The sequence below is a fragment of the Novosphingobium sp. BF6 genome (assembly GCF_058273105.1).
The window spans coordinates 3,041,622-3,060,246 of sequence record NZ_CM177775.1; the positions used below are offsets into that span (position 1 = coordinate 3,041,622).

An 18,625-nucleotide genomic window follows, 5' to 3' on the forward strand; every position below is an offset into this window, starting at 1 on the left:
AAAGCCGCCCTGCCCCGGGCGGCTTTTTCTTTGCCGCCTACTTCAGCGTCAGCGGCAATCCCGCCGCCACGAACACCGCGTGCTCCACCGTAGCCGCGACCTGCTGGTTGAGCCGCCCCGCCTCGTCGCGGAAGCGCCGCCCCAGCGGTGTGTCCGGCACGATCCCCAGTCCCACTTCGTTGGCCACCAGCACCAGCGGCCGAGGACAATCCGCGATCGCCCGGCACAGACCGTCGAACTGCGGTTGCAGGACCGCATCCGCCAGCATCAGGTTGGACAGCCAGAGCGTCAGGCAATCGACCAGCACGGCGTCCGCCTCGCGCGCGGCGCGCTCGATTCCTCCCACAAGGTCCACAGGCGCTTCCAGCGTCGACCAGCGCGGCCCGCGATCTTCGCGATGGCGAGCGATCCGCACTTCCATCTCGTCGTCGAGCGCCTTGGCGGTGGCGATATAGACCAGCCGCCCCGGATGGGCTTCGATGAGTGCCTGGGCATGGCGGCTCTTGCCGGAACGGGCGCCGCCCAGCACGAGGGTAGAGGTCATGCGCGGTACTCCGTGAGGGCCAACAGGCCGTCGATGTCGATATGCCGCTCCATCTCGGCGGCGAGTTCGTCGAGCGCGGCATCGACCCCGACGTGATGATCCAGCCCGTCGCTCTCCCCGCCGAGCCGCGCCATGAGTTCGGCGCGCAAGCCCGTCGAGGCCAGCAGGCCATGGCAATAGGTCCCCATGACCCGCCCCGAACCATCGATAGCGCCATCGGGGCGCTCGCCGCCGAGCAGGGCAAAAGGCTTCGCCTGCCCCCGCTCGGTCACGCCCATGTGCATTTCGTAGCCGGTCAGGTCCGCGCCCAGCGCCCGGCCCGAAACCTCGCGCAGGGCCTTGCGGTCGCCCAGCACCGTCGTCACATCGAGCAGGCCCAGCCCGGCGATCTCGCCCGGCGGCCCCTCGATGCCGAGCGGGTCCGCGATCGAATGTCCCAGCATCTGATACCCCCCGCAGATACCGAGGATCATGCCGCCGCGTCGATGATGCGCGAGCACGTCGATGTCCCAGCCCTCGGCACGCAGAAAGGCCATGTCGGCCATCGTCGCCTTGGAGCCGGGCAGCACGATGAGCCCCGCCTCGGCCGGGATCGGCGTGCCGGGCGGGATCATTGCCACCTCCACGCCGGACTCCTGCCGCAGCGGATCGAGATCGTCGAAATTGGCGATGCGCGGCAGGATCGGGCAGGCGACGAGCAGCTTGCCGCTCCCCCCGCCCAGCCCGCGTTCCAGCACCACGGCATCCTCGCTCGGCAGGCGCCCGACCGCACGCGCCCAGGGCATGACGCCGTAGCCGCGCCAGCCGGACAGCCGCTCGATCGCCGCATAGCCGTCGGCGAAGAGCGCCGGATCGCCCCGGAACTTGTTGATGAGGAACCCCCGGATCATCGCCGCGTCCTCGGGATCGATCACCGCCCGCGTTCCGGCGACCGCTGCGATCACCCCGCCCCGGTCGATATCGCCGACGAGCACCACCGGCACCCCGGCCTCGCGCGCGAAGCCCATGTTGGCAATGTCCCCGGCGCGCAAGTTGATCTCCGCCGGAGAGCCCGCGCCTTCCACCACCACGAGATCGCAGCGCGCCTCAAGACGGCGATAACTGGCCAGCACTTCGGGCAGCAGGGTGCGGCGCGCCTCGCGGAAATTCGCGCTGCCGAGCGTGCCGCGGACTTGCCCATGGACCACGAGCTGCGAGGTCCGGTCGGCCTGCGGCTTGAGCAGCACCGGGTTCATGTCGACATGAAGCGGCACCCGTGCGGCAAGGGCCTGAAGCGCTTGCGCCCGGCCGATCTCGCCGCCTTCCGGGGTGACGGCGGCGTTGTTCGACATGTTCTGCGGCTTGAACGGCAGGACTTTCAGCCCGCGATTGGCAAGTGCGCGGCACAGCCCCGCCACCAGCACGGACTTGCCGACATCCGAGCCGGTCCCCTGCAACATCAAACCAGCCATGCGACTCCCAATGCAATAAAAGCGAGCAGGACGCAGGCCCGGCGATAGATCGCCAGTGCCCGCCGCAAGTCCGCCGCGCCTGCCGTGCGGCCCTCCTCCCCGATCCACGGCTTGGGGGCAAGGACTCCGTCGTAGACGATCGGTCCCGCCAGCCGCACGCCGAGCGCCCCCGCCATCGCCGCCTCGGGCCAACCGGCATTGGGCGAGGCGTGCCGCGCATGGTCGCGCAGCATGACCCGCCAGCCGCCCAGTCCGGCGACGCAGAGCAGCAGGCCCGCCAGCCGCGCGGGAAGGAGGTTCGCCAGATCGTCGATCCGCGCCGCCGCCCAGCCATAGGCACGCAGCGGTTCCTCGGGATGGCCGATCAGGCTGTCCGCGGTGTTGATCGCCTTGTAGGCCCAGGCCCCCGGCACACCGCCGAGCAGCAGCCAGAACAGCGGCGCCGCCACGCCGTCGCAGAAGCTCTCGGCAAGGCTCTCGATGGCGGCGCGCACGACGCCCGCCTCGTCGAGACCCGCCGTATCGCGGCCGACGATCATGCCGACGGCATGGCGTGCCTCGGCCAGATCACCCGCTTCCAGCGCGGCAAGCACCGGGCGGACATGATCGTCGAGACTACGCGCCGCAAGCGCAGGCCATGCGAGCAGCGCGAGCGGCAGCCATGCCCATTCTCCGGCCCAGCCGCGCACCAACCAGACCACCAGCCCCATGCCGAGCAGCACTGCCGCGATCAGCCCCAGCATCGCGCCAAGACCGGCGAGCCGCCGCGCCATGTCGGACCAGTCCGCGCGGTTGAGCCTGCGCTCCGAGCCGGAAATGACTTTCGCAAACAGCCCGACCGGATGACCGATCAGGCCATAGAGCCGCCCCGGCCAACCGAGCGCGCCTTCCAGCGCCATGGCGGCAAAGGCGACCGGCTCGATCATCGCGCGATCCCGGAAAGGGCCTCGTCGAGACGGGCAAGCGCCTCGGTATCGGCGGGGACGCCGAAGCGCACCCAGCCCGGATGTTCGGCGAAGGGCCGCACGAGGATGCGCGCGGATGCCAATCGCGCAAACAGCGCCTGTCCCTCGCAGCCGGTGACAAGCCGGAACAGCGGGCATTCGCCCTCCGGCTCAAGCCCGTGACGGCGCAGTACGGCATCGAGCGCATCCGCACGAGCGGGGAGTTCCTCGCGCGTCCGGGCGATCCATGCATGGTCGGCATAGGCCGCCGTCCCCAGCGAGAGCGCCGCCGCGTGGACCGGCCAGCTGCCCAGCATCTGCCGCAGCAGCATCATGAGCGCGGGCGGCCCCAGCACGAAGCCCAGCCGCAGCCCCGCAAGGCCGAAGAATTTCCCGAACGAGCGCAGGACGATCATCCGGAACCCCGGCGCGACGGCACGGGCGACGCTGGCTTCGGGGTGGCAGTCGGCGAAGGCCTCGTCGACGATCAGGAAGCCGCCGCTTTCGTCGATCCGCTCGGCCCATTCGATCACCGCCTCGGGCGCGCGCAGCACCCCGTCGGGGTTGTTGGGATTGGCGAGGACGAAGACTTCCTTCGCCTTCGGTTGCTCGCCGAACTGCGCCGGGCGGGAGGGGAAGAACGCCTCGCGGTGGGTGCGATAGGCGGGGACCAACGCGCGCCCCGGCAGGTCGAGCGCCTTGGCGAGCAGGCGCAGCGCGGTCTCGCTGCCCGGCACTGCGCAGCACAGACCCGGCGCTACACCGAAATGGCGCGCAGCCTCGGCTTCGAGGCGGGCGAGCGCGTCGGGATCGGGCAAGGCGGTCCAGTCGGTGATCTGCGTCACCGGCCATGGCCGGGGGTTGAGGCCGGTCGAAAGATCCAGCCAGTCCTCCGGCGCGCCGCCATAGGCCCGCGCCGCCTCGCTCACGCGGCCGCCGTGGAAGACGAAGGCCCCGCTCACCGGATCGCCACCAGCGCAAGCAGCAGCAGGGTCTCGACCACCTCGATCCCGGCGCCATGGCCGTCGCCGGAAATGCCGCCGATCCGGCGTTTTAGCCAGTAGCCCCAGAGCGGAACGGCAAGGAACAACGCCAGCAAGGGCGGTGCGACGAGCAGAATGAGGATCGCCGCAATCAGGCCCCAGAAACCGACGTGCCACCACGTCACCGCGCTGCGGAACCGGCTACCCAGCCCTTCGTGCAGCGGCGGCAGCGCCAGCGCCCAGACGAGCGGCGCGATCCGCGCGAGCGGGGCGACGAGCAGCAAGGCCCAGACCGCTCCCGGCGCGAGGGCATGAAGCAGCACCAGCTTCGCGAGCAGTTGCAGGACGATCGCCACGACCGCAAAGCTTCCGACATGCGGATCGGCCATGACCGCCGACAGCCGCGCGCGGTCCTTGTGCGCCGCACCCGCGCCGTCCGCCACGTCGCCCAGCCCGTCGAGGTGCAGCGCGCCGGTAATGCCGATCCAGGCCGCCAGTCCCAACAGGGCTGCAAGCCACGAATCGCCCAGACGGCTTCCCAGCCACCAGGCTCCCGCCACGGGGCCGCCCACGGCCAGTCCCGCCAGCGGAAACCAGCGCATCGATTTCGCGAAGTCCTCGGCATCGGCCCGCACTGGCGGAAGCGGCAGGCGCGTCAGGAACTGGAGCGCGAGGACGAGCCGCCTCATGCCGTCTTCCCGCTATCCAGCGTGAGGATCTGCGCGGCGGGCAGGCCCTCGCCCGGCCAGAGGCGCAGGCTGACCAGCGCGCCGTAAGGCAGTTCGAAGGCCCAGACCTGCCGGTGATCGAAGCCGAACAGCACCGAAAGCGCCGCGCGCATGGCGCCGCCATGGGTGAGGATCAGGCTGGCGCGGTCGATCTCAGTGAGCGCCTCGCCGATGCGGGTGCAAAGCTGCGACCAGCGCTCGCCGCCGGGCGGGGCATGGGTCTCGGGATCGTCCCAGAACCGGGCCTGCACGGCCGGATCGAGTTGCTGCGGGGCAAGACCGTCCCAGTCGCCGAAGTCGATTTCACGCCAGCGCAGGTCGAGGTCATGCCGCCGCCGACGCAGGGCCGCGATCTGCGCGGCGGGAATGCTCGACCTTTGCAGGTCGGACGAAACCACCCGCTCGAACGTCAGGCCCGCCGCCCGCGTCACGCAGTGTGCTACCCCGGCAGGCGTCGACGGATCGTCGCGGTGGCCGAGCAGCAGCCCCGGTTTTACCGGCGCGCCGTGGCGCATGAGGTGGACGAGCACGCCGTTCATGCAGCCCCTGCGACCGCCGCCTCGGCAAAAGTCGCCATGCCGTCATGCGCGGCCAGCGCCGAGCGCACGATCTGCGCCGCCACCGCCGCGCCCGAACCTTCGCCCAGCCTCATGCCGAGGTGCAGCAACGGGTCCAGCCCAAAGCGTTCGAGCAGACGCACGTGTCCCGCCTCGGCCGAGCAATGCGCGGCAAGGCAGTGGCCGAGAAAAGCGGCATTGTCCGCCAGCAGCGGCGCAAGGGCCGCGCAGGCGATGAACCCGTCGAGCAGGACCGGCACCCGCAAATGCCGCGCCGCCAGCACCGCCCCCGCCATGGCCGCGATCTCCCGCCCGCCGAGCCGGCGCAAAGTCTCGAAAGCGTCGGTGCAATCGGCCCCGTGCAGCGCAAGGGCCGCCGCGACCGCCTCGGCCTTCCGCGCGAGGCCCGCATCGTCGAGGCCGGTGCCGCGCCCGATCCATTCCGCTGCCTCGCCGCCGAAGACTTGCGCGGCCAGCGCGGCGGCGGGCGTCGTATTGCCAATGCCCATCTCGCCCACGAAGAACAGGTCGCTATCCGCCATGACCGCAGCCGCCCCGGCATTGAGGGCCGCCAGACACTCCGCCTCGCTCATCGCCGGTTCGCGGGTGATGTCCCCGGTCGGGCACGCGAGATCGAGCGGGACGACCGCCAGCTGCGCACCGCAGGCCGCCGTCAGCGCATTGATCGCCGCGCCGCCCGCCTTGAAATTGGTGACCATCTGCACGGTGACTTCCGGCGGATAGGCACTGACCCCGCGCGCGGCGACGCCATGGTTGCCTGCGAAGATCACCGCGCGGATGCGGTCGGCGCGGGGACGCGCGCGGCCCTGCCAGCCCGCCATGAACACCGCGATCTCCTCCAGCCGCCCGAGCGAGCCGAGCGGCTTTGTGAGCACCGCCTGACGCGCGCGCGCGGCTTCCAGCGCGGCGAGGTCGGGCTCGGGCAGGTCGGCGAGCGCGGCGGCGAAGGCGGCGCGGTTCTCGAACCGGATCATGTGCCGATGTACCCTTCGGGCGGGGTGCGGGTGATGAAGTGGCCCTTCACGCCCTGCGGCCATTCGCGGTAAGGCACCTGCCCGTGCTCGCTGGCGGCATGGCGCGAAGCATATTCGAGAATAGCGCGGGCCGCGTCCGCGTCCGGCGTGAAGTCGCCGAGCACATAGCCGAGCTTGCCCGGTGCGCGGATCGCCACGGTGCAGTGGCGCTGGCAGGCGAAGAGGCAGGGCATTTCCTGAACCGCCACGCCCTGAAGGTCCGGCTCGGCAGCCTGCACCGCGCGCATGGCCTCGGCCAGCACCGCGCCGCCGCGCTGCCCGTTTGCGTCCTCGCGCGTTTCGGCGGAGTGACGGCAGGTATTGCACACCACCACGGAAGGGCCGGGTTCGACGGGATGCAGCATCAGCAGCCGCTCCTCAGCCCGAGGCAGGGAGTTCCGGCAATGGAAATTCGGCAGTTCACGGCATGTCCTTCAAGCGAGCATCGAACCCGGCCGGGCCGACGTGCAGGCGAAGGACATGCGATCGCGGCAGGCGACGACAGGCCCTCTCGCGCCGCAAGACGGCACGGCAGTGGCTGTCGCTCTGCGAGGCATGACCCCGTTCGTCCGGCTCACCCTGTCCGGTCGAAGAACGACTGCGGCAGGCAGGTCTCCTGGCTCACGGGTCGGTGCCGGTTCGGCCGCCTTCTCAGGAGCTTACGCCCCCAATGGCGAAATGGCCGCACGGCTCGCCGCTTACAGTTGCAGGGGCAGCCGGGGCCTTGAACCCGCGTTCCCTTTTGATCCCCTTGCGGGGAACCTGTCGCAGGCGTGGCCCTATCGGGTGGCGGCCCGGCGTGCAAGAGCGCGCCGCTTGCGCGCCCCCGCGAAGTGCCATAGGTCCCGGCGCCGATGACCGCCTGTCCCGCCCTGCTCGTCACTGCGCCGTCTTCGGGACAGGGCAAGACCCTCGTCACCGCCGCCCTCGCCCGCCGCCATGTCCGCGCCGGACGCCGGGTGCGGGTGTTCAAGTGCGGGCCGGATTTCCTCGACCCGATGGTCCACGAAGTGGCCAGCGGCGCGCCGGTCCACCAGCTCGACCTGTTCATGTGCGGCGAGGACCAGTGCCGCGCCCTGCTGCACGAGGCGGCACGGGAGGCGGACCTGATCCTGATCGAAGGGGTCATGGGCCTGTTCGACGGCACCCCCTCCTCCGCCGACCTCGCCCGGCACTTCGGCCTGCCGGTCATGGCGGTGATGGATGGGTCCTCGATGGCCCAGACCTTCGGCGCGCTCGTCCACGGCCTCGCTACCTATCGGGACGGCGTGACCTTGGCCGCCGTGCTCGCCAATCGAGTCGGCAGCGAGCGCCATGCCGAACTGCTGGAACGAGGTATGCCGGACAGCGTGCAATGGCTCGGCGCGATGCGGCGCGACGAGGACATGGCCCTGCCCGAACGCCATCTCGGCCTCGTGCAGGCGGGCGAAGTCGCGGATATCGAAGCCCGTATCGACCGCGCCGCCGACCTGCTCCCCGAAAGCGCGCTCTGGCTGCCCGAGCCGGTGTCCTTCCCGGCCCCCCGCGCCGCCGCGCCGATCCCCGCTGCGCTGTCGGGCAGGCGCATCGCCATCGCCCGCGACGAGGCTTTCGGCTTCATCTACCGGGCAAACCTCGACTTTCTCGAACGGGCGGGCGCGCGGCTCTCGTTCTTCTCGCCCCTGCGCGATGAGGCCTTGCCGGACTGCGATGCGCTGTGGCTGCCGGGCGGCTACCCCGAGCTTCATCTCGCCGCGCTTTCCGCCAATCGGGCGATGATCGAGGCGATCCGGGAGCACTTCCGAGCCGGAAAACCGATCCTCGCCGAGTGCGGCGGCATGCTTTACGCCTGCGAAACGCTTGCGGACGCGGCAGGTCTCGGCGCGCCGATGCTGGGCCTGCTCCCCGCGAGCGCAACCATGCAGAAACGGCTGGTCGCGCTCGGCATGCAGGAAGCGGAACTGGCGGGCCATGCCGTGCGCGGCCACACCTTCCACTATTCGCGGCTGGAGACAGCCCTCGAACCCATCGCGCTCGCCCGGACGCCGGATGGGCGCAAGGGCGAGCGGATATTCCGGCAAGGCTCGCTCACCGCGAGCTACATGCACTTCTACTTCCCATCCGCGCCGGAGCTGATTGCGAACTTGCTGGGCTAAGCGATCGCAGGCAGCTTCGTGAGGTACTTGTCGAGCGTGATCGGATAGTCGCGCACGCGCACGCCGGTGGCATTGTAGACCGCATTGGCCACCGCCGCGCCGACCCCGCAGAGGCCGAGTTCGCCCACGCCCTTGGCCTTCATCGGCGAGACCTTGTCGTCCGCCTCGTCGAGGAACACCACCTCCTGATGCGGAATATCGGCATGGACCGGCACTTCGTACCCGGCGAGGTCGTGGTTGACGAAGAAGCCGAAGCGCTTGTCAACCGCCAGTTCCTCCATCAGCGCGCCGCCGACGCCCATGGTCATCGCCCCGATCACCTGGCTGCGCGCGGTCTTGGGATTGAGGATGCGCCCGGCAGCGCAGACCGCCAGCATGCGCCGCACCCGCGTCTCGCCGGTATAGGAATCGACCGCCACCTCGACGAAATGGGCGCCGAACGTCGATTGCTGGAACGTCTTGCCGAGATCGCCCCACTGCATCGTCTCTTCGGCGACGAGTTCGCCGGACTTCGCCGCTTCGGCCAGCGCCACCGAACGGTTGCCCGCGCGGACCTCGCCATCGACGAACTGCGCAGCGGCCGGATCCATGCCGAGCCGCTGCGCCGCCATGTCGCGCAGCTTCGCACAAGCCGCGTAGACGCCGGAGGTCGCGCTGTTGGCGCCCCACTGGCCGCCCGAACCCGCCGAGGCCGGGAACGACGAATCGCCCAGCTTCACGCGCACTTTCTCGACCGGCAGGCCCATCATTTCCGCCGCCGTCTGGGCGATGATCGTGTAGGAGCCGGTGCCGATATCGGTCATGTCGGTCTCGACGGTGACCATGCCGTCGCCCGCCAGCCGCACCCGCGCCGCCGAAGTCATGTTGATGTTGTTGCGGAACGCCGCCGCTACGCCCATGCCGATCAGCCAGCGCCCCTCGCGGACTTGTGCTGGCTTTGCACTGCGCCGGTTCCAGCCGAACCGCGCGGCCCCGTCTTCGAGACAGCGCACGAAGTTCCGCTGCGAGAACGGGCGCTTGGGGTTCTCGGGATCGACCTGCGTATCGTTCAGGACGCGGAACTTCACCGGGTCCATCGCCAGCTTCTCGGCCATCTCGTCGATGGCGATCTCCAGCGCCATCAGCCCCGGCGCCTCACCCGGAGCACGCATGGCATTGGCTTCGGGCAGGTCGAGTTCGGCCAGCCGCAGGGCGGTCAGGCGATTGGCTCCCGCATAAAGCAACTTCGTCTGCTGCGTCGCCGATTCCGGGCCGCCGCCGGGCAAGTCGCCTGACCAGCTTTCGTGGCCGATCGCGGTGAGCTTGCCGTCCTTCGTCGCGCCCAGACGAATGCGCTGGATCGTCGCCGGGCGGTGCGTCGCGTTGTTGAGCATGAGCGGGCGCGGCATCGCGATCTTGACCGGCCTGCCGCAGGCCTTGGCCCCCAGCGCCGCCATCACCGCGTCGGCGCGCAGGAACAGCTTGCCGCCGAATCCCCCGCCGATGAACGGCGAGCGGACGTGAACTTTCTCCGGCGGCATCTGGAGCGTCGTGGCCAGTTCGCGTTTGTTCCAGGCGATCATCTGGTTCGAGGTCCAGACCGACAGCGCGTCCCCCTCCCACCAGGCGATCGTGGCGAAAGGCTCCATCATCGCATGATTCTGGTCGGGCGTAGTGTAGGTCTGGTCCAACTGCACCGGAGCCGAGGCGAAGGCCCCTGCGAAATCGCCCGTATGCGTGTCAGCGTCATTGCCGGTCAGCGGCTGCGCGCCCGGCTTCGCCTTGGCAAGGTCGAACCGTCCCTGCCCGCGGTCATATGTGATCCGCACCGCATTGGCGGCGCTGCGCGCCTGTTCGAAGCTCTCCGCGACCACCACGGCTAGCGCCTGGTGATAGTGATCGACGTTCGGCCCGCCGAGCAGCTTGGCGGTGTTCATGTTGCCCTTGCCGAGCGGCTGCGCGTTCTCGGCCGAGACGATCGCCAGGACCCCCGGCATCCGCCGCGCTTCCTCGGCATGGAACGAGGCGATGCGCCCCTTGGCGATCCCGGCGCCGATCACGTAACCGTAGGCGGGCTTGGCCGGAACCTCGCCATGCTCGTAGGCGTAGGGGGCCTGTCCGGTGGTCTTGAGCTTGCCGTCCACGCGGTCGACGGCCTGGCCGATGACCTTCATCGCGTCGATGGGATTGGTGCCCGCAGGCGTGTCGAACTTCATGCCCGGTTCTCCGCGATAAGCGCCGCCAGCGTGCGTTCGGCCAGCGTGACCTTGAAGGCGTTTTCATGGGTGGGCCGCGCTTCGGCAAAGGCCGTCTTCGCAGTTGCCCCGGCGCCGTTTCGAAGCTGCGCATCCGCCGCCTCGACTCGCCAAGGCTTCGGCGCGACGCCGCCGAAAGCGACCCTCCCGCTGCCATCCTCGTTCAGAACCGCCGCCACCGAGACGAGCGCGAAGGCATAGGAGGCGCGGTCGCGAACCTTGTGGTAGAAATGGCGCCCGCCCAATGGCTTGGGCAGAGTCACGGCGGTAATCAGCTCGCCGGGCTGGAGCACGTTTTCCAGATGCGGGGTATCCCCCGGCAGGCGGTGGAAATCGCCGATCGGCACGCTGCGGGTCTTGCCCGAAGCATCGACGGTCTCGACCGCCGCATCCAGCACGCGCAGGGCGATCGCCATGTCGCTGGGATGGGTGGCGATGCAGGCATCGCTGGTGCCGATTACCCCGAGCGGACGGCTGAACCCGCCGATCGCCGCGCAGCCGGAGCCGGGCCTCCGCTTGTTGCAGGCCTGGTTGGTATCGTAGAAATAGGGGCAGCGGGTGCGCTGAAGCAGATTGCCGCCGGTCGTCGCCTTGTTGCGCAATTGCCCCGAGGCGCCCGCAACGATGGCGCGGGTAAGCACGCCGTAGTCCTTGCGCACCCGAGCGTCCGCCGCCAGCGCGGTATTGCTGACGAGCGTGCCGATGCGCAGGCCGCCTTGCTTCGTCTCCTCGATCCGGTCGAGTCCGAGGTCCTGCACATCGACCAGATGCGTCGGCGTCTCGATCTCCAGCTTCATCAGGTCGAGCAGGTTGGTGCCCCCGGCGATGAACTTGGCGCCCTTGTTCGCGGCGACAGCGGCAGCGGCGGCCGCAGGGGTCTTCGCGCGCTCATAGGTGAAGGACTTCATGCCCGAACCTCCGCATCATGGGTTTCCGCGATGCGGACACCGGCGACTTCCGCCATGGCCTCAGCGATGTTCGAATAGGCGCCGCAGCGGCAGAGATTGCCGCTCATCCGCTCGCGCATTTCCAGCACGGTCATCTCGGGCGCGCCGCCGACGTCGCCCTGGACATGGCTGGGAATACCAGCCTTGATCTCTTCCAGCACCGCCACCGCCGAGCAGATCTGCCCCGGCGTGCAATAGCCGCACTGGAAGCCGTCATGCTTGACGAAAGCCGCCTGCATCGGGTGCAGCTCTTCCGGCGTGCCGAGGCCTTCGATCGTCGTCACCGCATCGCCTTCATGCATCACCGCAAGGCTGAGGCAGGAATTGATGCGCGTGCCGTTCACCAGCACCGTGCAGGCCCCGCACTGGCCGTGGTCGCAGCCCTTCTTGGTGCCCATCAGGCCGATATGATCGCGCAGCGCATCGAGCAGCGTCGTGCGCGTATCCAGCATGAGCGCCTGCGCCTTGCCGTTGACCTTGAACGTAACCGCCATCGTCGGGGGCTGCTGTGCCATGGGTGCCGCTCCTTCCGCGACGGACGGGATGGCGGAAATCCCGACGCTGGCCACGCCGCCCGCCAGAACCGCACGCCTGGATACCTCGAAAAGCCCCGCCTCAAGCGAGGCCTCGCTCGACGTTTCGTTCATTGCCCGTCCTTTTCGCACCATTGGGACGGTTGGCCGTCCGTCAGGAACGATAACCCATGGGTGAGCAAAACGTCACTGCGCTAAATCGCATGCCGTCATGAACGCAGCTCATGATGAATGGCTCCCGGTCTCAGCCGGTCTGGCGCAGCAGATTACGGCCGTCGTGCTTGGCCTGGTAGAGCGCGCGATCCGCGCGTAGCATCAGTTCCTTGCAGTCGACATCGCCCAGGCTCGACGCCAGACCGATGCTGACCGTCACTGGCGGCAGGTCGAGCGGCTCCCAGTCGATGGTTTCCACGGCGCGGCGCACGCGCTCGGCCACGGCGAAAGCCATTTCCGCCTCGGTCGAAGGCAGGACGATCAGGAATTCCTCCCCGCCGATCCGACCGACAAGGTCTGCCCCCCGGATCGCCAGCGCACAGACTTGCGCCACCCGGCGGATCACCTGATCGCCCACGGCATGGCCGAAACGGTCGTTGATGAGCTTGAAACGGTCGATATCCAGCACCGCGATCGCGAGCGGCCCGCCAAGCATGGCCGCCTTGGCGATCTCGGTATCGAGACAGGCCATGACTTTGCGGCGATTGGCGATCTCGGTCAGCGCGTCGGTTTCGGCCAGATGGATTGCCTCGTCCGCGCGCGCCTCCGCCTTCGCCCGGGCGCTGGCCAGTTCCATCGCCGCGAGCACGCGGTTGGTCACGTCCTGGAAGATGCCGAAGATCGCCCCCGGCTTGCCGTCCTCGCGCAGTTCGACTTCGCTGCAACTGTAGACGTAGCGGATTTCGCCATCCGCGCGGATGATGCGTGCTTCGAACTCGATCGGACTCAGCGTTTCCAGGCTCTGCGCCAAAGTGCCTTCCACCAGCGTCCGGTCCTCCGGGTGATAGAAGTTCACCGCCATGTCCAGCGAGGGCAGGAGACCGGGTTCGAGGCCGTGAATGCGGAACACCTCGCCCGACCAGAACAGCCGCTGCTCCGCCAGTTCGAGCCGCCAGTGCCCGACTTTGGCGATGCCCTCGGACATTTCCAGCCAGCGCTTGCCGCGCTCCACTTCGGCGAAACTGCGGTCGCGCATGGCGATGAGCGCCGCCAGTGGAAGTGCCGAGACCAGCAGGGTGAAGAGATAGAACTGGAAGAACAGCACTTCCACCCGGGTGCCGCCATCCGTCAGGCTGATCGATCCCTGCCCCTGCCAGATCGCCACCGAACCGATCGCGGCGATTGTCAGGATACTGCACGTCGCCCCGGTCGCGCCGAGGAAGTAAGTAGCGAAGAGCACGCAAAGCAATGGCAGGAACAACAGCGGATAGGTCGATTGGGCGAAGACCGCAGCGGTGATTCCCGCCACCAGCGCCAGGACCAGCGCCGTGAGCCCGAAATGGCCCACGCCTCTGGCAGGTCCACTCGTGCCGGGATGCACGAAGTTCATGATCAGAGGCACGACGATCAGGATGCCTAGCGCCACGGTCGTCAGCCAGGACAGGAACATGTGGCCGAAGTTGTCTCCGGCGATGAGGCTGGCGACGGTCGCACTCGCCACCGAAGCGAAGATCGCGGCGAGACAGAACCGCAGGATCGCGGAAATGTGGAAGAACGAATCGTTGCGCCGCTGGATGTCGCGCATGACCCCGAAGGCGATCAGCGCCTCCAGCACATTGGCGCACGTCAACCCGAGCGCGAGGCCCGGCCGAGCGCTGAAAACGAGATTGCCCAGAAAGCTGGCGAATCCAAGCGCCAGCAATACCCATCGCCGCTGGCCCGGCTGCGCCAGCAGGAGCGCCGCCACGGCAACCCCGCTGGCCGGCCAGACGGTAGCGATGCCGTCAGCTCCGCGCGTCAATTGAAGAGCGATGATGGCCAGAGAAAAATAGAGACCGCCCGCCAGTGCCGCCGCTAGAATCGTCCGACGAAGATTACTGCTACCCACAGATCCGAGATAGCGGTCTGCTCGACCGATTTCGACATAATATCCATCGTCATGCGAAATTTCGGTGCGCCGATGCGGGACAGCCGGGCAACTTTTGCCCATTGAAGGCTTGGCGGAGCGGGAGGGATTCGAACCCTCGATACGCTTTTGGCGTATACTCACTTTCCAGGCGAGCGCCTTCGACCACTCGGCCACCGCTCCGCATGCACTGGTAAGGCGGGCGCCCTAGCCTGCGTTGAAAGGTTTCGCAAGCCGTCTCGACGTGCCATCACGCACTCGATGCGAAAATTCTTTTCCGCCTTCGTGGTTTCCGCCCTTTTGACCGCTCCCGTGCGGGCCGAGGATACGCCTGCGCCGCTTACGCCGAACGATATCGTCGCCGCCGCGCCCGCCGGGGACTGGAAGCGGATCGCGCCTTCCGATCTCCTGGTGATGGACCTTGCCCCCGATGCCGCGGGCAAGGCGCGGCGGGTGGTGATCCAGTTGATTCCCGCCCCGTTCTCTCAGGGCTGGGTCGGGAATATCCGCAAGCTGGTCGCCGCGCGCTGGTATGACGGGATCGCGGTGGTCCGGGTTCAGGACAATTACGTCGCGCAATGGGGCGATCCCGAGGGCGAGAATCCGCAGAAGGCCAAGCCGCTGCCCAAGGGGCTCTCCGTGGTCGGCGAGAACGACTACGTTTCCGCAATCGCAAGCACGATCATGCTCTCCGACAAGGAAGGCGATCCGAGCAAGATGCGCGCCAATCTGACTTTCAGGAGCGGCGAAAAGCTGTTCGCAAAGCTGATCTCGGCAGACAACGACCCTTACGCCGATACGATGATCGTCAATGGCTGGCCGGCAGGGATCGGACCTGCCGCGAAGGCCGCATCCACCAGCGCGACCAACGGCATCCCCACCCTCCTTCCCGAGCGGAAACCTCTGGCAGCAGCCTACGCCTGGCCTGTCCATTGCTACGGCTACGTCGGCGTGGGCCGGAACAATTCGCCCGACACCGGCACCGGCGCCGAACTCTATGCCGTGATCGGCCATGCCCCGCGTCAGCTCGACCGTAACGTGGCCATCGTCGGGCGCGTCGTTTCGGGGATCGAGAACCTCTCCGCCCTGCCGCGCGGCACCGGGGATATCGGCTTCTACAAGACGCCGGAGGAGCGCACGGCGATCCGCTCCATCCGCATGGGCAACGAAGTGACCGGCCTGCCCGTCTACGAGTATCTCTCCAGCGAAAGCCGCAGCTTCGCCGCCTATGTGGACAAGCGCGCCAACCGGCAGGACGATTTCTACATTCACCCCGCGGGCGGCGTGGACGTCTGCAACGTCCCCCTGCCGATCCGGGAGGTCAAGTGAGCAGCGAAGCCGGCAGCGAGCATCTATCCTACACCGGCCGCCTCTGGCGCTGGACGGGCGGCTCGGGCAGCGGCACCTGGCACTTCCTCACCATCGACGGCGCGGCGGGCGAGGCGCTTTCCGGCACGGCGTTGATGCGCAAGCTGGAAGGTTCCGCGCGCGGGTTCGGCTCGCTCAAGGTCAAGGCGCGGATCGGCGGCAGCGCTTTTGCGACTTCGGTATTTCCCAGCAAGTCCGATGACGGAGAACCGCAGCAGGTCTGGCTGCTGCCGGTGAAGGCCGCCGTCCGCCGCGCCGAAAGGCTGGCGGAAGGCGACGAAGTGGAGGTCAGCCTGGAATACTGACCTCCGCCAGGTCAGATGCGGGCCGCTTCCGCAACCGCCTCGCTGGCGCGCAAGGCGCTGACGATGCGGGTAAGGTGCGCAAGATCGTTGACTTCCAGATCCACCTCGTAAGTGCCGAAAGGCTCGTCACGGTGGACCATCTGCAGGTTGGTGACGTTCGCCCGGTTGGAAGCGAGTATCTGCGTCACTTCCGCCAGAGTGCCCGGCCGGTTGTAGAGCACGAGGCTGAGGCGGCCGACCGCGCCGGTCGTGCGCTCTCCCCAGGACAAGTCAAGCCAGTCGACATCGGCGCCGTTGGCCAGGGTGAAGCAGTCGATCGCATGGACTTCCACCTTGTGGTCGGGGCGCCGGATCCCGACGATGCGGTCGCCCGGGACCGGGTGGCAGCATTCGCCCAGTTCGAAACCGACACCCGGCGTCAGGCCGCGAATCGAGATCGCCCGCTCGGCATGGGCCCAGTCGCCGTCGTCGGGGAGTTCGGCCGTGCTGCCCGGCACCAGCGCTTCCATGACCTGGCGGTCGGTGAGCCGCGCCGAGCCGATGGCGAACATCAGGTCTTCCTCGTCGCGCATGTCGAGGCGCTGGATGGCCCCGTCGATCGCCTTCTTGCCGATCCGGCCCGGCAGGCGGCCCACGATCTCGTCGAGCAGCTTGGCGCCGATCTCGGCCACTTCCTGGCGCTCCTTGGCCCGCACCGCACGGCGGATCGAGGCGCGCGCCTTGCCGGTGACGACGAAGCCCAGCCAGGACAGCTGCGGCTCGGAAGTCGGGCTCTTGATGATCTCCACCACGTCGCCGTTGGCAAGCTGGGTGCGCAGCGGCATGTGGCGACCGTTGATCTTCGCGCCGACCGTGGCGTTGCCGAGATTGGTGTGGACCGCATAGGCGAAATCCACCGCGGTCGAGCCCTTGGGCAGCTGGAACAGCGCGCCCTTGGGGGTGAAGGCGAAGATGCGGTCCTGGTAGATCGCCATCTTGGTGTTTTCGAGGAGTTCCTCGGCATCGTGGCTGGCATCGACGATTTCGATCAGGTCGCGCAGCCAGCCGACCTGGCCGTCGGGACGGGTACCGCCGCCCTGCTTGTAGGCCCAGTGCGCGGCAAGGCCGAATTCGTTTGTGCGGTGCATCTCGCGCGTGCGGATCTGCACTTCCATGCGCATCGACCGCTCGAAGATCAGCGCCGTGTGCAGCGACTGGTAGCCGTTCGACTTGGGCGTCGAGATATAGTCCTTGAAACGTCCCGGAATCATCTGCCACGCCTGATGCAGCACGCCGAGCGCCTGATAGCATTCCTCCACGTTGTCAGTGAGAACGCGAAAGGCCATGATATCGGTGATCTGCTCGAAGGTCACATGGCGCTCGGCCATCTTGCGCCAGATCGAATAGGGATGCTTCTCGCGGCCCGAGACCTCGACGTTGAGACCGGCCTCGGCCAGCGCCTGCTTGATCGAGAGCGCGATCTCGTCGACCTGCCCGCCTTCCTCGCTGCGGATCTGCGCGAGGCGGCCGGTGATCGTGGCATAGCCTTCGGGTTCCAGCTGCTCGAAGGCGAGCATCTGCATCTCGCGCATGTATTCGTACATGCCCACGCGCTCGGCCAGCGGCGCGTAGATATCCATGGTCTCGCGGGCGATGCGGCGGCGCTTGTCCTCCTTCTTGATGTAATGGAGGGTGCGCATGTTGTGCAGGCGATCGGCCAGCTTGACGAGCAGAACGCGCAAGTCCTCGCTCATCGCCAGCAGGAACTTGCGCAGGTTTTCCGCCGCGCGCTCGTTCTCGGTCATCACGTCGATCTTGGAGAGCTTGGTGACGCCGTCCACCAGACGCGCGACGTCGGGGCCGAACAGCTTCTCGATCTCGTCGATCGTCGCCAGCGTGTCTTCCACGGTATCGTGGAGCAGCGCGGTGATGATGGTCTGCTGGTCGAGCTTCAGCTCGGTCATCAGACCCGCGACTTCGACCGGATGGCTGAAATAGGGGTCGCCGGAAGCCCGCTTCTGGGTGCCGTGCTTCTGTACGGTATAGACGTAGGCACGGTTGAGCAGGGCCTCATCGGCCTGGGGCGCGTATTCCTTCACGCGTTCGACAAGTTCGTATTGGCGCAGCATTCCCAGGCTTCATGTCAGGATTTTTCGCGGCGCGGCAAGAGGCCGAGTCTTCACGTGCAGATTATGCAACGAAACTGTGACATCTGCACCACCTATAGGCGATGAAATCGTTTGCTGAGGGATTTTCCGGGATCGGTGCTTAAACCGCGAAAAACCTGCGCCGCAGCACGATGCCGCGTGACCGCAAAGGGAGGCATGAATGGGCATCGACGGCGATATCGGCAGAAAAATGGCAATCTATGCCGCGCTCCTCGGAATGACCGATTCGCAGCTCGTGGACCCGGCCCTGCGCCCCGACCGCGGACTCCAGCCTCGTGCCCCACGGAGGCGCACGCTCATCAGTGCAACCTTGCTGCGCGCACCGGCTGAAGCGTCAGGAACGGCATGTCCACAGCAGGACATCATCGTGCGCAACATCTCGGAGCATGGGATGTGCCTTGCCTCCCGCGCTGCATCACAGCGCGGCCTGCCGGTCGCGGACGAGATCGTTTGCATCCGCCTGCCCGAGAATGGGGAATATCTCGCTCAGGTCCGCTGGGTGGAAGAGCGGACCTTCGGCGTGGAACTGTTCGGCACTCTCGACATAGAAGCGCTCGGTGCCGCCAATCGCAAACGCAACGACCGCTTCCTCAGGCTGCTCGATACCCCAGTCCCCGAGCCGGTCTTCGCGGGAAGCGAAGGCGCGCCGGCGTAAA

General features: G+C 67.8%; 17 protein-coding genes, 1 tRNA gene and 1 riboswitch. Of the genes, 4 read left to right on the forward strand and 14 right to left on the reverse strand.

The genetic code is table 11. From position 1 onward, the window contains the following. Positions 1–37: 37 nt before the first annotated feature. Genes cobU through AC4D6D_RS14810 form a run of 8 tightly spaced genes read right to left on the reverse strand, consistent with a single transcriptional unit; the run spans position 38 to position 6,606 of the window. Complete coding sequence (gene cobU / locus AC4D6D_RS14775; protein ID WP_491325882.1) at positions 38–544, reverse strand: bifunctional adenosylcobinamide kinase/adenosylcobinamide-phosphate guanylyltransferase; 507 nt, start codon at positions 542–544, stop codon at positions 38–40. After that, the gene (locus tag AC4D6D_RS14780) at positions 541–1,995 is read right to left on the reverse strand and encodes a cobyric acid synthase (RefSeq protein WP_491325883.1); all 1,455 of its coding nucleotides are present in this window, start codon (positions 1,993–1,995) and stop codon (positions 541–543) included. The genes cobU and AC4D6D_RS14780 overlap by 4 nt, the downstream gene beginning before the upstream one ends. Then, positions 1,983–2,921 (reverse strand): adenosylcobinamide-phosphate synthase CbiB, encoded by a 939-nt coding sequence (gene cbiB, locus AC4D6D_RS14785; protein ID WP_491325884.1) that lies wholly within the window; start codon positions 2,919–2,921, stop codon positions 1,983–1,985. Before cbiB ends, AC4D6D_RS14780 begins: the two co-directional genes overlap by 13 nt. Further along, positions 2,918–3,901, reverse strand: coding sequence for a threonine-phosphate decarboxylase (locus AC4D6D_RS14790; protein ID WP_491325885.1), 984 nt, complete (start codon positions 3,899–3,901; stop codon positions 2,918–2,920). The genes cbiB and AC4D6D_RS14790 overlap by 4 nt, the downstream gene beginning before the upstream one ends. Beyond that, positions 3,898–4,611: an adenosylcobinamide-GDP ribazoletransferase gene (cobS, locus tag AC4D6D_RS14795; protein WP_491325886.1), complete on the reverse strand. Its 714-nt coding sequence runs from the start codon at positions 4,609–4,611 to the stop codon at positions 3,898–3,900. Before cobS ends, AC4D6D_RS14790 begins: the two co-directional genes overlap by 4 nt. After that, entirely contained in the window at positions 4,608–5,189 is a 582-nt protein-coding gene (locus AC4D6D_RS14800) for a histidine phosphatase family protein (protein ID WP_491325887.1), read from the reverse strand. The genes cobS and AC4D6D_RS14800 overlap by 4 nt, the downstream gene beginning before the upstream one ends. Continuing rightward, the gene (gene cobT / locus AC4D6D_RS14805) at positions 5,186–6,202 is read right to left on the reverse strand and encodes a nicotinate-nucleotide--dimethylbenzimidazole phosphoribosyltransferase (RefSeq protein ID WP_491325888.1); all 1,017 of its coding nucleotides are present in this window, start codon (positions 6,200–6,202) and stop codon (positions 5,186–5,188) included. The genes AC4D6D_RS14800 and cobT overlap by 4 nt, the downstream gene beginning before the upstream one ends. After that, positions 6,199–6,606, reverse strand: coding sequence for a DUF1636 domain-containing protein (locus AC4D6D_RS14810; protein WP_491325889.1), 408 nt, complete (start codon positions 6,604–6,606; stop codon positions 6,199–6,201). The genes cobT and AC4D6D_RS14810 overlap by 4 nt, the downstream gene beginning before the upstream one ends. A gap of 224 nt (positions 6,607–6,830) precedes the next feature. Continuing rightward, positions 6,831–7,022: riboswitch (cobalamin riboswitch) on the reverse strand. Positions 7,023–7,095: 73 nt separating this feature from the next. Here AC4D6D_RS14810 and AC4D6D_RS14815 point away from each other — a divergent pair. Continuing rightward, positions 7,096–8,376 (forward strand): cobyrinic acid a,c-diamide synthase CobB, encoded by a 1,281-nt coding sequence (locus AC4D6D_RS14815; RefSeq protein WP_491325890.1) that lies wholly within the window; start codon positions 7,096–7,098, stop codon positions 8,374–8,376. On the opposite strand, the gene paoC is transcribed toward AC4D6D_RS14815, so the two are convergent. The 5 genes from paoC to AC4D6D_RS14840 form a co-directional block, all read right to left on the reverse strand. Then, positions 8,373–10,571 carry an aldehyde oxidoreductase molybdenum-binding subunit PaoC gene (paoC, locus tag AC4D6D_RS14820; protein ID WP_491325891.1) on the reverse strand — a complete coding sequence of 733 codons (2,199 nt, stop codon included), beginning with the start codon at positions 10,569–10,571 and terminating at the stop codon, positions 8,373–8,375. The genes AC4D6D_RS14815 and paoC overlap by 4 nt on opposite strands. Next, positions 10,568–11,518: an FAD binding domain-containing protein gene (locus AC4D6D_RS14825; RefSeq protein WP_491325892.1), complete on the reverse strand. Its 951-nt coding sequence runs from the start codon at positions 11,516–11,518 to the stop codon at positions 10,568–10,570. The genes paoC and AC4D6D_RS14825 overlap by 4 nt, the downstream gene beginning before the upstream one ends. Next, positions 11,515–12,204, reverse strand: coding sequence for an aldehyde dehydrogenase iron-sulfur subunit PaoA (gene paoA, locus AC4D6D_RS14830; RefSeq protein ID WP_491325893.1), 690 nt, complete (start codon positions 12,202–12,204; stop codon positions 11,515–11,517). The genes AC4D6D_RS14825 and paoA overlap by 4 nt, the downstream gene beginning before the upstream one ends. Before the next feature lie 130 nt (positions 12,205–12,334). Further along, entirely contained in the window at positions 12,335–14,044 is a 1,710-nt protein-coding gene (locus AC4D6D_RS14835) for a sensor domain-containing diguanylate cyclase (RefSeq protein WP_491325894.1), read from the reverse strand. A gap of 197 nt (positions 14,045–14,241) precedes the next feature. Then, a tRNA-Ser gene (locus AC4D6D_RS14840) sits at positions 14,242–14,332 on the reverse strand. 78 nt (positions 14,333–14,410) lie between these two features. On the opposite strand from AC4D6D_RS14840, the gene AC4D6D_RS14845 reads away from it, so the two are divergent. Then, positions 14,411–15,478: a peptidylprolyl isomerase gene (locus tag AC4D6D_RS14845; RefSeq protein ID WP_491325895.1), complete on the forward strand. Its 1,068-nt coding sequence runs from the start codon at positions 14,411–14,413 to the stop codon at positions 15,476–15,478. After that, positions 15,475–15,822, forward strand: a complete 348-nt coding sequence (locus tag AC4D6D_RS14850; protein ID WP_147219553.1) for a DUF1905 domain-containing protein — start codon at positions 15,475–15,477, stop codon at positions 15,820–15,822. The genes AC4D6D_RS14845 and AC4D6D_RS14850 overlap by 4 nt, the downstream gene beginning before the upstream one ends. Before the next feature lie 11 nt (positions 15,823–15,833). On the opposite strand, the gene AC4D6D_RS14855 is transcribed toward AC4D6D_RS14850, so the two are convergent. After that, on the reverse strand, positions 15,834–17,930 hold the full coding sequence (locus tag AC4D6D_RS14855; protein WP_491325896.1) for a RelA/SpoT family protein: 2,097 nt from the start codon (positions 17,928–17,930) through the stop codon (positions 15,834–15,836). A gap of 199 nt (positions 17,931–18,129) precedes the next feature. Between AC4D6D_RS14855 and AC4D6D_RS14860 the strand changes: the two genes are divergently transcribed. Further along, positions 18,130–18,624, forward strand: a complete 495-nt coding sequence (locus tag AC4D6D_RS14860) for a hypothetical protein (RefSeq protein ID WP_491325897.1) — start codon at positions 18,130–18,132, stop codon at positions 18,622–18,624. Position 18,625: the final 1 nt, after the last annotated feature.

Coding starts and splice junctions, on each gene's coding strand:
- cobU (WP_491325882.1), bottom strand. CDS start 544: ATGACCTCTACCCTCGTGCTGGGCGGCGCCCGTTCCGGCAAGAGCCGC.
- AC4D6D_RS14780 (WP_491325883.1), bottom strand. CDS start 1,995: ATGGCTGGTTTGATGTTGCAGGGGACCGGCTCGGATGTCGGCAAGTCC.
- cbiB (WP_491325884.1), bottom strand. CDS start 2,921: ATGATCGAGCCGGTCGCCTTTGCCGCCATGGCGCTGGAAGGCGCGCTC.
- cobS (WP_491325886.1), bottom strand. CDS start 4,611: ATGAGGCGGCTCGTCCTCGCGCTCCAGTTCCTGACGCGCCTGCCGCTT.
- AC4D6D_RS14800 (WP_491325887.1), bottom strand. CDS start 5,189: ATGAACGGCGTGCTCGTCCACCTCATGCGCCACGGCGCGCCGGTAAAA.
- cobT (WP_491325888.1), bottom strand. CDS start 6,202: ATGATCCGGTTCGAGAACCGCGCCGCCTTCGCCGCCGCGCTCGCCGAC.
- AC4D6D_RS14810 (WP_491325889.1), bottom strand. CDS start 6,606: ATGCTGCATCCCGTCGAACCCGGCCCTTCCGTGGTGGTGTGCAATACC.
- AC4D6D_RS14815 (WP_491325890.1), top strand. CDS start 7,096: ATGACCGCCTGTCCCGCCCTGCTCGTCACTGCGCCGTCTTCGGGACAG.
- paoC (WP_491325891.1), bottom strand. CDS start 10,571: ATGAAGTTCGACACGCCTGCGGGCACCAATCCCATCGACGCGATGAAG.
- AC4D6D_RS14825 (WP_491325892.1), bottom strand. CDS start 11,518: ATGAAGTCCTTCACCTATGAGCGCGCGAAGACCCCTGCGGCCGCCGCT.
- paoA (WP_491325893.1), bottom strand. CDS start 12,204: ATGAACGAAACGTCGAGCGAGGCCTCGCTTGAGGCGGGGCTTTTCGAG.
- AC4D6D_RS14845 (WP_491325895.1), top strand. CDS start 14,411: ATGCGAAAATTCTTTTCCGCCTTCGTGGTTTCCGCCCTTTTGACCGCT.
- AC4D6D_RS14855 (WP_491325896.1), bottom strand. CDS start 17,930: ATGCTGCGCCAATACGAACTTGTCGAACGCGTGAAGGAATACGCGCCC.
- AC4D6D_RS14860 (WP_491325897.1), top strand. CDS start 18,130: ATGGGCATCGACGGCGATATCGGCAGAAAAATGGCAATCTATGCCGCG.